The organism is Pseudomonas sp. ASL8, from assembly GCF_056680355.1.
Map to the genome: position 1 here is coordinate 2,013,395 of NZ_CM155278.1, position 12,809 is coordinate 2,026,203.

Consider the following 12,809-nt stretch of genomic DNA (forward strand, 5'->3'; position numbering starts at 1 on the left):
GGATACTTGGAGCCGAGTGTGGGGTCCGGCGCTGACCGAACCTTATCCATGGGCGACATGGCCGAATCCGTTTCCGACGCGTGAACCCCGGTCGTTAGGGCCTGGTCGCGATAAGTACGTCAATGTCGCAGATAGGTAAGTGGGCAACCTGCGCCTTACGCAGAATCCTCAACATAAGGCCGACAGTCGGCCGTGGAGATGAGCATGTCTAACAGTTTCCTCAGCCCGGTAAATACCCAGACCTGGGCCAATGGCCGCCACCTGGTGCGTGTCGTCAAGGTGATCCAGGAAACCTGGGACGTGCGCACCTTCTGTTTCATGGCCGACCAGCCGATTCTGTTCTTTTTCAAACCGGGTCAGTTCGTCACCCTGGAGCTGGAAATCGACGGCGTGCCAGTGATGCGCTCGTACACCATCTCCAGCTCGCCCTCCGTGCCGTACAGCTTCTCCATCACCATCAAACGTGTGCCCGGCGGCAAGGTCTCGAACTGGCTGCACGACACTCTGCATGAAGGCCAGGAGCTGGCGGTGCACGGGCCGGTGGGTTTGTTCAACGCCATCGATTTCCCCAACCCGAAAATTCTCTACCTCAGCGGCGGTGTCGGGATCACGCCAGTCATGTCCATGGCGCGCTGGTTCTACGACACCAACGCCAATGTCGACATGGTTTTTGTCCACAGCGCCCGCTCGCCCAAAGACATCATTTACCACCGCGAGCTGGAGCACATGGCGTCGCGGATCGACAACTTCAGCCTGCACCTGGTGTGCGAAAAGCATGGCCTCGGCGAACCATGGGCCGGTTATCGCGGTTACTTGAACCAGAAAATGCTCGAATTGATGGTGCCGGATTTCCTTGAACGAGAAGTGTTCTGCTGCGGACCGACGCCGTACATGAACGCCATCAAGCGTCTGCTCGAAGCGAATGGTTTCAACATGGATCAGTACCATGAAGAGTCGTTCGGCGCGACGCCGCCTGAAGCCCGCGCCGATGCGGTGGAACAAGCCGAGCAAGCGGCCGACGCCCCAGAGATCGATCTGGCGGACCTGCATCAAGTGGAGTTTATTTCGACCGGCAAGAGCATCCGCGTCGGCCCGGGCGAAACCGTACACGCCGCCGCCGCCAAGCTTGGCCTGATGATCCCCAAAGCCTGCGGCATGGGCATCTGCGGGACCTGCAAGGTGTTGAAGCTGGGCGGGGAAGTGGAGATGGAGCACAACGGCGGCATCACCGATGAAGACGTGGCCGAGGGTTACATCCTGTCGTGCTGCAGCGTGCCTAAAGGTGATGTGCGGATCGATTACTGATGCGGTGTGTCAGGCACACCGCATCAGTCCATTCGCCAACAAGCTGACGCCTGCAGAGGATGGAGTAGCGGTTACAGACTAAACCGCGCAACCATGCTGTTGAGGTCGACCGCCAGCCGAGACAATTCGTTGCTGGCGGCGCTGGTCTGATTGGCACCCGTCGCCGATTGCACCGACAGCTCGCGGATGTTCACCAGGTTACGGTCCACTTCGCGGGCGACTTGGGCCTGCTCCTCTGCGGCGCTGGCGATCACCAGATTGCGCTCGTTGATCTGCACGATGGCCTGATTGATGGTGTCCAGCGCCATGCCCGCGCCTTTGGCGATGTTCAGCGTCGATTCAGCCCGCTCGGTGCTGTTGCGCATCGAGTTGACTGCCTGTTCGGTGCCACCCTGAATGCTGCCGACCATCCGCTCGATTTCGCTGGTCGACTGTTGGGTGCGATGCGCTAGAGCGCGAACTTCGTCGGCAACCACCGCGAACCCGCGACCTGCTTCACCGGCACGTGCCGCTTCAATGGCCGCGTTGAGGGCCAGCAAGTTGGTCTGATCCGCCAGACCGCGAATCACGTCCAGCACCTTGCCGATATCCCGCGACTCGTTGGCCAGATTGCCAATCAGTTCGGCGGTGCTTTGCACGTCACCGCTCATCCGCTCGATAGCGCCGACCGTTTCCATCACCAGTTCCCGGCCATCGCCCGCTGAGGTGGTCGCGTTTTTCGAGGCATCGGACGTGCTCACGGCATTGCGCGCGACTTCTTCCACGGCGCTGGTCATTTGATTGACGGCCGTCGCGGCCTGCTCGATTTCCTTGTTCTGTTGCGAGAGCCCGCGCGCGCTTTCGTCGGTGACGGTGTTCAGCTCTTCGGCCGCCGATGCGAGCTGAGTGGCCGAGCCGGAAATTCGTTGCAGGGTGTCGCGCAGTTTTTCCTGCATTTTTTTCATGGCCGCCAGCAAGCGGCCGGCTTCGTCACTGCCATCGACCTTGATCGGGCGTGTCAGGTTACCCTCGGCGATGTCTTCGGCGGCAGCCAGAGCTTGGGCGATAGGCAGGGTGATGCTGCTGGTCAGGAGCCAGGCGAAGAGGATGGTGAGTAGGGTGGAGACAATCAGGATCCCGATCAGAAGATCGAATGCCATGCTGTACTGGTCGCTCGCCTCTTTATTGCTTTCGCTTAGCTGACGGGTATTGATATCGACCAGCTTGCTCAGCACGACATTCATTTGTTCCGAGTTGGCCAGCAGGTCTGCGTTGAGTATTGAACGCAGCTCATCAATCTGGTTGTTGCGCGACAGCGTCTTGATTTTCTCTTCAAGCTGGCGGTATTCGGCGAGCTTCTGCACGTATTGGTCATACGCTGAACGCTCCTCCGAGCCAGCGATCAGCTTCTCGTAGATATTTTGTGCAGCGCGAATCTGCTCGTTTCTTAGCTGAAACAACTCGATGGTTTTCTGTTGGACGTCAGGCTCGCGATTGATCAGCAAGCGGTAAGAGAGGACGCGCAGACGCAGTGTCAGTTGGGTGAACTCATCCACGGTCTTGATGCTGGGCAAGCTGTTCTGCTCGATCTCCATGCCAGCCGCACGGATCTTGCTCATCTGCGTCAGCGCGAAGATGCCGAGGATTAGCATCAGGCTGCCAATCAGGGCAAACCCGAGAAATGCGCGGGGAGCGATGTTCATATTGCGAAGGGACATAGGGGATTCCGAAGAGGGCGCGTTCCATGCGGGGTGATGCAAAAAGTGTGGCTTGCATCACCTATCGGACATAGGGCTAAAGTCTTGAGCATTGCTGGCGAACTTGCCCGTATTTATCGCAGACGGGTCGGTCCGACGAGCAGCAGGAACCCCACAAGGAAAATGCAGTCAGTAACATTCCTATGCGTTTACATCGGCAACTCTTGAAAAGAAGCGGATAGGCGAGGAATCTAAGGCGTGAACGCCTTGATAAGCCTAGCGTGTGCAGTGACTTTTCTTTATCGTGTGCGCCCTTTGAAATTTGCTTGAGAAATCAAAATGTTGGAAGCATCCCTGAGTCAATTGGAACAACTGGTCGGTGATCTTGTGCAGCAGAATCAGACCCTTCACGCCGCAAACGCGCAATTGAGTGCCGAGCTGGTCCAGGTCAAGGATGACAACGACAGCCTGCAATTGAGTCTGCTGGAGCAGGAAGAAAAACAGGGCGCTACTGCTGCCCGTATTCAGGCACTGGTTCAGCGTGCCACTAGCGTCAACCCTGTCAGCGCATGAGTAGCGATAGTCATGCGGTGAAAGTCGTCTCGATTCTGGGTAACGACTATTCAATCAAGGCACCCCTAGGGGAAGAGCAGGCCTTGCTGGACGCGGCGGTCATGCTCAAGGCCGCCCTGGCTGACACCAAAAAGAAATACCCAAGCCTGATCGGCGACAAATTGCTGGTATTGGCGGCGTTGAACCTCTGTTCGCAGCAGGTAGAACTCAAACGCCAGCACAAGATGGACCTCAACCGTTATCAAGAGCAGGTCAGCGCCACGGTTGAAGTGATCTCCAAGACCCTGGCTCAGGGTTGAATTGAGCTGACAACTACAAAGACGATTATTTTGTAGGAGCGCGCTTGCCCGCGATGGACCGCGAAGCGGTCCCAAACTTTGCGACTGCTGTGGTCGAGCGCGACTCCGAAGCGGTCGCGGGCAAGCGCGCTCCTTCAATTGCCGTATTTGCTACGCGACAGCGCAGTATCCCATCCAGAAGACCGGCTTTATCCCGCCAGCATCACACTCCGGATATCCGCTGCCAACTCGCGCACGCGGTCTTCTTCGGTGTCCCACGAGCACATGAATCGCGCGCCGCCGTTGCCGATAAAGGTATAGAAGCGCCAGCCTTTATGGGTCAACGCCTTGATCGCCAGTTCCGACAGTTGCAGGAACACGCCGTTGGCCTGCACCGGGAACATCAGCTCTACGCCGGGAATGTCCTTTACCAGTTCGCTGAGCAATTGCGCGCAGTGGTTGGCGTGGCGTGCGTGTTTGAGCCAGGCATCGTTCTCCAGCAGCCCGACCCACGGCGCAGAGAGAAAGCGCATCTTCGAGGCCAGTTGCCCGGCCTGTTTACAGCGGTAGTCGAAGTCTTCAGCCAGTTTATGGTTGAAGAACAAAATCGCCTCGCCAACGGCCATGCCGTTTTTAGTGCCGCCGAAGCACAGCACGTCAACCCCGGCTTTCCAGGTCAGCTCTGCCGGGGAGCAACTGAGGTAGGCGCAGGCATTGGCGAAACGCGCGCCGTCCATGTGCAGATTGAGGCCCAGCTCCTTGCACGTGGCGCTGATAGCCTTGAGCTCTTCGGGCTGATAGACACTGCCGACTTCCGTCGCCTGAGTCAGGGTCACGACCCGAGGTTTTGGGTAGTGAATGTCCTGACGTTTTAGCGCAACTTCACGAATCGACTCAGGCGTCAGCTTGCCGTTTTCGCTGCGGGCGGTCAGCAGCTTGGAGCCGTTGGAGAAAAACTCCGGTGCGCCGCATTCATCGGTTTCGACGTGGGCGGTTTCCGAGCAGATAACGCTGTGGTAGCTCTGGCACAACGACGACAGCGCCAGAGAGTTGGCTGCGGTACCGTTGAAGGCGAAAAAGACTTCGCAGTCAGTTTCGAACAATTTGCGGAAATGATCAGAGGCGCGAGCGGTCCATTCATCGTCACCGTAGGCGCGCTGATGGCCGTGGTTTGCCTGTTCCATGGCGGCCCAGGCTTCGGGGCAGATCCCGGAATAGTTGTCGCTGGCAAACTGCTGGCTTTTATCTGTCATGGCCGACTCCCTGTGATCGAATAAGCTCGCACTTTAACCATGATTGTTGGCGCGGGTCATGCGTTGTTCTGTTTCCCGCTTTTTTCATCACGTGCATGGAGCCTTATGAGGTCGTTGCAGAAGCATCCGATAACCACCGGGCGAGACGCTGCGCTGGACCTGCTCAAGTGGCTGGCGATGCTCAGCATGGTGCTCGATCACCTGCGTTACGTCGGCTGGCCGGTGGACTTTCTGTATGTGCCGGGGCGCTTTGCGTTTCCTTGGTTTTGCCTGGCAATCGCCGCCAATCTGGCGCGTGGCGGGGCGGGTCAGGTTGAGGGCATTCAATGGCGCTATCTGGCCTGGCTGCTGGTGTTCGCCGGGCTGGCGGAGCTGCCTTACCGGTTGTTCATGCCGCACGCAGACACCTTGAACGTGTTGCCGACGCTGGGGTTGGGGTTGTTGGTGGCGCAGGGTTGGCGCGACCGTACGCCTTGGGCGTTGTGTTTGGCGGGCGTGGCGTTGCTGGTGGCGGCGGTTTTTCAGGCGCAGCTGATGTTCGGCTTTTTTGGCGTCGCGCTGCCGCTGGCATTTTTGTGGGTGCTGCGCGGGCCATGGTACGGGGCGCTGCTGCCGGGGCTGGTGTGTCTGGCGAGCAACGCCTGGCCAGAGATGTTCGCGGCCGCGCGGTGGGGCGACAGTGTGTCGATCCTCGCGATAACGGTGTGCCTGGTCGCACCGCTGGTCGGATTGGCGCTGCTGCGGACCCGGTTGACTGTCGCGGTCTGGCCAATGCGGCGCTGGGCGTATGCGATTTACCCCGTGCATTTTTTGCTGTTGGTCGGGGTGAGGGTGGTGTTGGCATAGATCCCTGTAGGAGCTGCCGAAGGCTGCGATAAGGTCGGTACGACCTTCTGCGGTGATTCGCCGCCGACCGGTTCCCGGTCGATCGCAGCCTTCGGCAGCTCCTACAGGGGCCCAGCACTGCACCTTTCCCAGCTACCAATTATATCTGCGCGCCAAGCCATGTCGTAAACGCACCTTTGCGTGGCGCCCATAGGCATTTGGCCTCTCTGCGTCGGACCTAACATCGCATCCAAAGGGCACTCTACACGCCCTATCGATAAGTCAGGCGCAGCGCCGCCGCTGGGAGAACCGCGATGTTCAGCAAGCAAGACAAAATCCAAGGCTATGACGATGTACTGTTGGCGGCGATGAATGCTGAAGAGCAACGCCAGGAAGACCACATCGAGCTGATCGCTTCGGAAAACTACACCAGCAAGCGCGTGATGGAAGCCCAGGGCAGCGGCCTGACCAACAAATACGCAGAAGGCTATCCGGGCAAGCGCTACTACGGTGGTTGCGAGCATGTGGACAAGGTCGAGCAGTTGGCCATTGATCGCGCCAAACAGCTGTTCGGTGCTGATTACGCCAACGTTCAGCCGCACTCCGGGAGCCAGGCCAACGCAGCGGTCTATCTGGCCCTGCTGCAAGCGGGCGACACCGTGCTGGGCATGAGCCTGGCCCACGGCGGTCACCTGACCCACGGCGCCAAAGTCAGCTTCTCCGGCAAACTGTACAACGCTGTGCAATATGGCATCGACACCGCCACCGGCTTGATCGATTACGACGAAGTCGAGCGCATCGCCGTTGAGTGCAAGCCAAAAATGATCATCGCCGGTTTCTCGGCCTACTCGAAAACCCTGGATTTCCCACGCTTTCGCGCCATCGCCGACAAAGTAGGTGCGTACCTGTTTGTGGATATGGCCCACGTGGCCGGTCTGGTCGCTGCTGGCCTGTACCCGAACCCGCTGCCGTACGCCGACGTGGTGACCACCACCACCCACAAAACCCTGCGCGGTCCACGTGGCGGCCTGATCCTGGCCAAGGCCAACGAAGAGATCGAGAAAAAACTCAACTCCGCCGTATTCCCCGGCGGTCAGGGCGGCCCGTTGATGCACGTTATCGCGGCCAAGGCCGTGTGCTTCAAGGAAGCGCTGGAACCGGGCTTCAAGGTCTATCAGCAACAAGTGATCGATAACGCTCAGGCGATGGCGAAGGTGTTCATCGACCGTGGCTACGACGTGGTGTCCGGCGGTACCGACTGCCACCTGTTCCTGGTCAGCCTGATCCGTCAGGGCCTCACCGGTAAAGACGCCGACGCTGCCTTGGGCCGTGCGCACATCACCGTGAACAAGAACTCCGTACCGAACGATCCACAATCGCCGTTCGTGACCTCGGGCCTGCGTATCGGCACCCCGGCCGTCACCACGCGTGGTTTCAAAGTTCCACAGTGTGTCGAGCTGGCCGGCTGGGTCTGTGACATTCTCGACAACCTCGGCGATGCAGATGTCGAGGCCAATGTCGCCAGCCAGGTTGCGGCACTGTGCGCCGATTTCCCGGTTTATCGCTGAGTCAGGAGTAGCCCCATGCAGCATTACTCAGGCTTCGGCCTCTTCAAGCACTCTCTCAGCCACCACGAAAACTGGCAGCGCATGTGGCGCACGCCGACCCCGAAAAAAGTCTACGACGTGGTTATCGTCGGCGGCGGCGGCCATGGTTTGGCGACTGCGTATTACCTGGCCAAGGAGCACGGCATCACTAACGTGGCCGTGGTCGAGAAGGGCTGGCTGGGCGGCGGTAATACCGCGCGCAACACCACCATCGTGCGTTCCAACTACCTCTGGGATGAGTCGGCGCACCTGTACGAACACGCAATGAAACTGTGGGAAGGCCTGTCGCAGGACATCAACTACAACGTGATGTTCTCTCAGCGCGGCGTGTACAACCTGTGCCACACCCTGCAAGACATCCGTGACTCGGAACGCCGGGTCAGCGCCAACCGCCTCAATGGCGTGGATGGCGAGTTGCTCAATGCCAAGCAGGTCGCGGAAGAAATCCCGTACCTGGATTGCTCGAAAAACACCCGTTACCCGATCATCGGCGCAACCGTTCAGCGCCGTGGCGGCGTTGCCCGTCACGATGCCGTGGCCTGGGGCTTTGCCCGTGCCGCTGACGCCTTGGGCGTCGACCTGATTCAACAGACCGAAGTGATCGGCTTCCGTAAGGAAAACGGCGTGTGCATCGGCGTCGAGACCAACAAAGGCTTCATCGGCGCCAAGCGCGTCGGCGTGGTGACGGCCGGTAACTCCGGGCACATGGCGAAACTGGCCGGCTTCCGCTTGCCGATCGAATCCCATCCGCTTCAAGCGCTGGTGTCCGAGCCGATCAAACCGATTATCGACAGCGTGATCATGTCCAACGCGGTTCACGGCTACATCAGCCAGTCCGACAAAGGCGACCTGGTGATCGGTGCTGGTATCGACGGTTACAACGGCTACGGCCAGCGTGGCTCGTACCCGGTGATCGAACACACCATTCAAGCCATCGTCGAGATGTTTCCAGTCCTGTCCCGGGTGCGCATGAACCGTCAGTGGGGCGGCATCGTTGACACCACGCCGGACGCTTGCCCGATCATTTCCAAGACACCCGTGCCGAACATGTTTTTCAACTGCGGTTGGGGCACCGGTGGCTTCAAGGCCACGCCGGGCTCGGGCAACGTATTTGCCGCCAGCCTCGCCAAAGGTGAGATGCACCCCTTGGCCAAGCCATTCTCCATCGACCGTTTCCACAACGGTGCACTGATCGACGAACACGGCGCCGCCGCTGTCGCCCACTAACAGGAGAAATACCTATGTTGCACATCTTCTGTCCTCACTGTGGCGAACTACGCTCCGAAGAGGAGTTCCACGCTTCGGGCCAGGCTCATATTCCGCGTCCGCTGGACCCGAACGCCTGCACCGATGAGCAGTGGGGCGATTACATGTTCTTCCGCGACAACCCGCGCGGTCTGCACCACGAACTGTGGAATCACGCTGCCGGTTGCCGTCAGTACTTCAACGCCACGCGTGACACCGTGACGTACGAGATTCTCGAAACCTACCCGATTGGCGCCAAGCCGCAATTCACGGCTAAAGCCGCCAGTACGCGTGCGGGAGACAAGGTATGAGCCAGAACAATCGACTGCCCAACGGCGGCCGTATCGACCGTAGCAAGGTGCTTAACTTCACGTTCAACGGTCAGCAGTATCAAGGGTTTGAAGGCGACAGCCTGGCCGCAGCATTGCTGGCCAATGGCGTCGACATCATTGGCCGCAGCTTCAAGTATTCACGTCCTCGCGGGATTTTCGCGGCAGGTTCCGAAGAGCCGAACGCGGTGTTGCAGATCGGTGCCACCGAAGCGACCCAGATCCCTAACGTACGTGCCACGCAACAAGCGCTGTATCAAGGTCTGGTCGCCACCAGCACCAACGGCTGGCCGAGCGTGAACACCGACGTGATGGGGATTCTCGGCAAGGTCGGCGGCAAGCTGATGCCGCCGGGCTTCTACTACAAAACCTTCATGTACCCGCAATCGTTCTGGATGACCTACGAGAAGTACATCCGTAAGGCGGCGGGCCTTGGTCGCTCGCCTACCGAGAGCGACCCGGACAGCTATGACGCGATGAACCAGCACTGCGACGTGCTGATTGTCGGCGCCGGCCCTGCTGGCCTGGCCGCAGCCCTGGCTGCCGGTCGCAGCGGTGCGCGAGTGATTCTGGCGGATGAGCAGGAAGAGTTCGGCGGCAGTCTGCTGGACAGCCGTGAAAGCCTGGATGGCAAACCGGCCGCCGAGTGGGTTGCCACCGTGCTGGCCGAACTGAAAAAAATGCCGGAAGTGACCTTGTTGTCACGGGCGACGGTGAACGGCTACCACGACCATAACTTCCTGACCATTCACGAGCGTCTGGCCGATCACCTCGGTGACCGCGCGCCGATGGGTCAAGTACGTCAGCGTATGCACCGGGTTCGCGCCAAGCGCGTGGTGTTGGCGACCGGTACTCACGAACGTCCGCTGGTGTACGGCAACAACGATGTGCCGGGCAACATGCTCGCGGGAGCCATTTCCACCTACGTCCGCCGTTATGGCGTGGCGCCGGGCAAAAAGCTGGTGCTGTCGACCAACAACGATCATGCCTACCGCGTAGCGCTGGACTGGCTCGATGCCAGCCTGCAAGTGGTAGCAATCGCCGATGCCCGGAGCAATCCGCGCGGCGCACTGGTTGAAGAAGCACGGGCCAAAGGGATTCGCATCCTGACCTCCAGCGCCGTTGTCGAAGCGCGTGGCAGCAAGCACGTGACCGCTGCCCGCATTGCGGCCATCGACGTCAAAGGCCATCGCGTCACCAGCCCGGGCGAATGGCTCGATTGCGATCTGGTCGGTAGCTCTGGCGGTTACAGCCCTATCGTGCATTTGGCGTCCCACTTGGGCGGCAAGCCGATCTGGCGTGAAGACATCCTCGGTTTCGTACCGGGTGAAGCACCGCAAAAACGCGTCTGCGTCGGTGGCATAAACGGTGTGTACGGACTGGCTGATGCCTTGGCCGATGGTTTCGAGGGCGGCGCTCGCGCAGCCAACGAAGCGGGCTTCAAGGTGGTCGAAGGCGTCTTGCCAAAAGCCCTGACCCGCCATGAAGAACCGACCCTGGCCCTGTTCCAGGTGCCCCATGAAAAAGCCACCGCACGGGCGCCGAAGCAATTCGTCGACTTGCAGAACGACGTCACGGCTGCGGCCATCGAACTGGCGACCCGCGAGGGCTTCGAGTCGGTCGAGCACGTCAAACGCTACACCGCGCTGGGCTTCGGTACCGATCAAGGCAAGCTCGGCAACGTCAACGGTCTGGCCATTGCCGCCCGTTCGCTGAAGATGTCGATCACCGACATGGGCACCACCATGTTCCGCCCGAACTACACGCCGGTGACTTTCGGCGCGATAGCCGGTCGTCACGCTGGGCACATTTTCGAACCTGTACGCTTCACCGCGCTGCACGCCTGGCACGTCAAGAACGGCGCCGAGTTTGAAGATGTCGGCCAGTGGAAGCGCCCTTGGTACTTCCCGAAAAACGGCGAAGACCTGCACGCGGCTGTCAGCCGTGAATGCAAAGCCGTGCGCGCCAGCGTTGGCCTGCTCGACGCCTCCACACTGGGCAAAATCGACATTCAAGGCCCGGATGCACGTGAGTTTCTCAACCGTATCTACAGCAACGCCTGGACCAAGCTCGATGTGGGCAAGGCGCGTTATGGCCTGATGTGTAAAGAAGACGGGATGGTCTTCGACGACGGCGTGACCGCCTGTATCGCCGATAACCACTTCCTGATGACCACCACCACCGGCGGCGCTGCACGCGTGCTGCAATGGCTGGAAATCTATCAACAGACCGAATGGCCAGACCTGAAGGTGTACTTCACGTCTGTCACTGACCATTGGGCAACCCTGACCTTGTCCGGCCCTAACAGCCGCAAGCTGCTCAGCGAAGTCACGGCCATCGACCTGGACAAGGACGCGTTCCCGTTCATGACCTGGAAAGAAGGCCTGGTGGGCGGTGTGCCGGCGCGGGTGTTCCGTATCTCCTTTACCGGTGAGCTGTCGTACGAGGTCAACATCCAGGCTGACTACGCCATGGGTGTGCTGGAAAAAATCGTCGCAGCGGGCAAGAAGTACAACCTGACGCCGTACGGCACTGAAACCATGCACGTCCTGCGGGCCGAGAAGGGCTTCATCATCGTCGGTCAGGACACGGACGGTTCGATGACCCCTGACGACCTGAACATGGGCTGGTGTGTTGGCCGGACCAAACCGTTCTCGTGGCTCGGCTGGCGTGGCATGAACCGCGAAGACTGCGTGCGTGATCAGCGTAAGCAACTGGTCGGTCTGAAGCCGATCGATCCGACCAAATGGCTGCCTGAAGGTGCGCAGTTGGTATTCGACACCAAACAGTCGATTCCGATGAGCATGGTGGGTCACGTGACCTCCAGCTACACCAACGGCTCGCTGGGTTATTCGTTCGCGCTGGGTGTGGTCAAAGGCGGCCTGAAACGCATGGGCGAACGTGTGTTCGCACCGTTGGTCGATGGCACTGTGATCGAAGCCGAAATCGTGTCTTCAGTGTTCTTCGATCCGAAGGGTGAGCAGCAGAACGTATAGCGTCTCACCGCTTCTACACATTGGCGTTTCGGCAACACAACAGAATTCAGGACAGGTGCTCTATGACCACAGCCAACGTTTACCAACAGCGGCCAACGACCGGCGAAAAGGCCGAGTCGCCGCTGTTCCACGCCGACCTCAATAGCCTGGTTGGCAAAGGCCGCAACAACCCCGGCGTGACCCTGCGCGAGAAGAAACTGCTGGGCCATCTGACCCTGCGCGGCGACGGCAAAGACCCGGCGTTCGCGGCCGGTGTCGCCAAGGCGCTGGGCATGGAATTGCCGGTTGCGCTGACCGTCGTTGCCAACGGCGACAGCTCGCTGCAATGGCTGGGTCCGGATGAATGGCTGCTGATTGTCCCGAGTGGCGAAGAGCTGGCTACCGAACAGCGTTTGCGTGCAGCGCTGGACGGGCTGCACATCGCCGTGGTCAACGTCAGCGGCGGGCAAACCCTGCTGGAACTGACCGGGCCCAAGGTTCGCGAACTGCTGATGAAATCCACCAGCTACGACGTGCACCCGAACAACTTCCCGGTGGGTAAAGCCATCGGCACGGTGTTCGCCAAGTCGCAATTGGTGATTCGCCGCACGGGTGAAGAGACCTGGGAACTGCTGATCCGCCGCTCGTTCTCCGACTACTGGTGGCTGTGGTTGCAAGACGCCAGCGCTGAGTATGGATTGAGCATCAAGGCCTGACGCAATCCCCTGTAGGAGTGGACTTGT

The 12,809-nt window shown here is 59.8% G+C and carries 11 protein-coding genes and 1 pseudogene; 9 read left to right on the plus strand and 3 right to left on the minus strand.

The features are described from left to right. The first annotated feature begins 204 nt into the window (after positions 1-204). On the plus strand, positions 205-1,305 hold the full coding sequence (gene gbcB, locus AC1MEA_RS09125) for a glycine-betaine demethylase subunit GbcB (protein ID WP_219064040.1): 1,101 nt from the start codon (positions 205-207) through the stop codon (positions 1,303-1,305). Positions 1,306-1,376: 71 nt separating this feature from the next. Here the strand turns inward: gbcB and AC1MEA_RS09130 are convergent, their stop codons facing one another. Together AC1MEA_RS09130 and AC1MEA_RS09135 are read right to left on the minus strand one after the other, a co-directional pair. Further along, positions 1,377-2,249 (minus strand): methyl-accepting chemotaxis protein, encoded by an 873-nt coding sequence (locus AC1MEA_RS09130; protein WP_480918119.1) that lies wholly within the window; start codon positions 2,247-2,249, stop codon positions 1,377-1,379. A gap of 30 nt (positions 2,250-2,279) precedes the next feature. Continuing rightward, a pseudogene (locus tag AC1MEA_RS09135) lies at positions 2,280-3,002 on the minus strand (MCP four helix bundle domain-containing protein); the annotation flags it as partial. Between the two features lie 318 nt (positions 3,003-3,320). Here AC1MEA_RS09135 and AC1MEA_RS09140 point away from each other — a divergent pair. After that, a complete protein-coding gene (locus AC1MEA_RS09140; protein ID WP_219064041.1) occupies positions 3,321-3,554 on the plus strand; it encodes a hypothetical protein in 234 nt (77 codons plus the stop codon). Next, entirely contained in the window at positions 3,551-3,853 is a 303-nt protein-coding gene (locus AC1MEA_RS09145) for a cell division protein ZapA (RefSeq protein ID WP_219064042.1), read from the plus strand. The genes AC1MEA_RS09140 and AC1MEA_RS09145 overlap by 4 nt, the downstream gene beginning before the upstream one ends. A 188-nt stretch (positions 3,854-4,041) precedes the next feature. Here AC1MEA_RS09145 and AC1MEA_RS09150 read toward each other — a convergent pair whose 3' ends face one another. Further along, the gene (locus AC1MEA_RS09150) at positions 4,042-5,085 is read right to left on the minus strand and encodes a threonine aldolase family protein (protein WP_480917487.1); all 1,044 of its coding nucleotides are present in this window, start codon (positions 5,083-5,085) and stop codon (positions 4,042-4,044) included. 105 nt (positions 5,086-5,190) lie between these two features. Between AC1MEA_RS09150 and AC1MEA_RS09155 the strand changes: the two genes are divergently transcribed. From AC1MEA_RS09155 to AC1MEA_RS09180, 6 genes are all read left to right on the plus strand, one after another. Beyond that, entirely contained in the window at positions 5,191-5,931 is a 741-nt protein-coding gene (locus AC1MEA_RS09155) for a TraX family protein (RefSeq protein WP_480917489.1), read from the plus strand. 293 nt (positions 5,932-6,224) lie between these two features. Continuing rightward, positions 6,225-7,478, plus strand: a complete 1,254-nt coding sequence (gene glyA / locus AC1MEA_RS09160) for a serine hydroxymethyltransferase (RefSeq protein WP_219064045.1) — start codon at positions 6,225-6,227, stop codon at positions 7,476-7,478. A 15-nt stretch (positions 7,479-7,493) separates the two neighbouring features. Beyond that, positions 7,494-8,744, plus strand: coding sequence for a sarcosine oxidase subunit beta family protein (locus AC1MEA_RS09165; RefSeq protein WP_219064046.1), 1,251 nt, complete (start codon positions 7,494-7,496; stop codon positions 8,742-8,744). A gap of 14 nt (positions 8,745-8,758) precedes the next feature. Continuing rightward, positions 8,759-9,073, plus strand: a complete 315-nt coding sequence (locus AC1MEA_RS09170) for a sarcosine oxidase subunit delta (protein WP_219064047.1) — start codon at positions 8,759-8,761, stop codon at positions 9,071-9,073. Next, positions 9,070-12,087 carry a sarcosine oxidase subunit alpha gene (locus AC1MEA_RS09175; protein WP_480917491.1) on the plus strand — a complete coding sequence of 1,006 codons (3,018 nt, stop codon included), beginning with the start codon at positions 9,070-9,072 and terminating at the stop codon, positions 12,085-12,087. The genes AC1MEA_RS09170 and AC1MEA_RS09175 overlap by 4 nt, the downstream gene beginning before the upstream one ends. A gap of 62 nt (positions 12,088-12,149) precedes the next feature. Continuing rightward, positions 12,150-12,782 carry a sarcosine oxidase subunit gamma gene (locus AC1MEA_RS09180; protein WP_219064049.1) on the plus strand — a complete coding sequence of 211 codons (633 nt, stop codon included), beginning with the start codon at positions 12,150-12,152 and terminating at the stop codon, positions 12,780-12,782. The last annotated feature ends 27 nt before the right edge of the window (positions 12,783-12,809 follow it).

Excerpts from the sequence above, each read along its gene's own strand:
- gbcB (WP_219064040.1), top strand. The coding sequence starts at position 205 with ATGTCTAACAGTTTCCTCAGCCCGGTAAATACCCAGACCTGGGCCAAT.
- AC1MEA_RS09130 (WP_480918119.1), bottom strand. The coding sequence starts at position 2,249 with ATGAAAAAAATGCAGGAAAAACTGCGCGACACCCTGCAACGAATTTCC.
- AC1MEA_RS09140 (WP_219064041.1), top strand. The coding sequence starts at position 3,321 with ATGTTGGAAGCATCCCTGAGTCAATTGGAACAACTGGTCGGTGATCTT.
- AC1MEA_RS09145 (WP_219064042.1), top strand. The coding sequence starts at position 3,551 with ATGAGTAGCGATAGTCATGCGGTGAAAGTCGTCTCGATTCTGGGTAAC.
- AC1MEA_RS09150 (WP_480917487.1), bottom strand. The coding sequence starts at position 5,085 with ATGACAGATAAAAGCCAGCAGTTTGCCAGCGACAACTATTCCGGGATC.
- AC1MEA_RS09155 (WP_480917489.1), top strand. The coding sequence starts at position 5,191 with ATGAGGTCGTTGCAGAAGCATCCGATAACCACCGGGCGAGACGCTGCG.
- glyA (WP_219064045.1), top strand. The coding sequence starts at position 6,225 with ATGTTCAGCAAGCAAGACAAAATCCAAGGCTATGACGATGTACTGTTG.
- AC1MEA_RS09165 (WP_219064046.1), top strand. The coding sequence starts at position 7,494 with ATGCAGCATTACTCAGGCTTCGGCCTCTTCAAGCACTCTCTCAGCCAC.
- AC1MEA_RS09170 (WP_219064047.1), top strand. The coding sequence starts at position 8,759 with ATGTTGCACATCTTCTGTCCTCACTGTGGCGAACTACGCTCCGAAGAG.
- AC1MEA_RS09175 (WP_480917491.1), top strand. The coding sequence starts at position 9,070 with ATGAGCCAGAACAATCGACTGCCCAACGGCGGCCGTATCGACCGTAGC.
- AC1MEA_RS09180 (WP_219064049.1), top strand. The coding sequence starts at position 12,150 with ATGACCACAGCCAACGTTTACCAACAGCGGCCAACGACCGGCGAAAAG.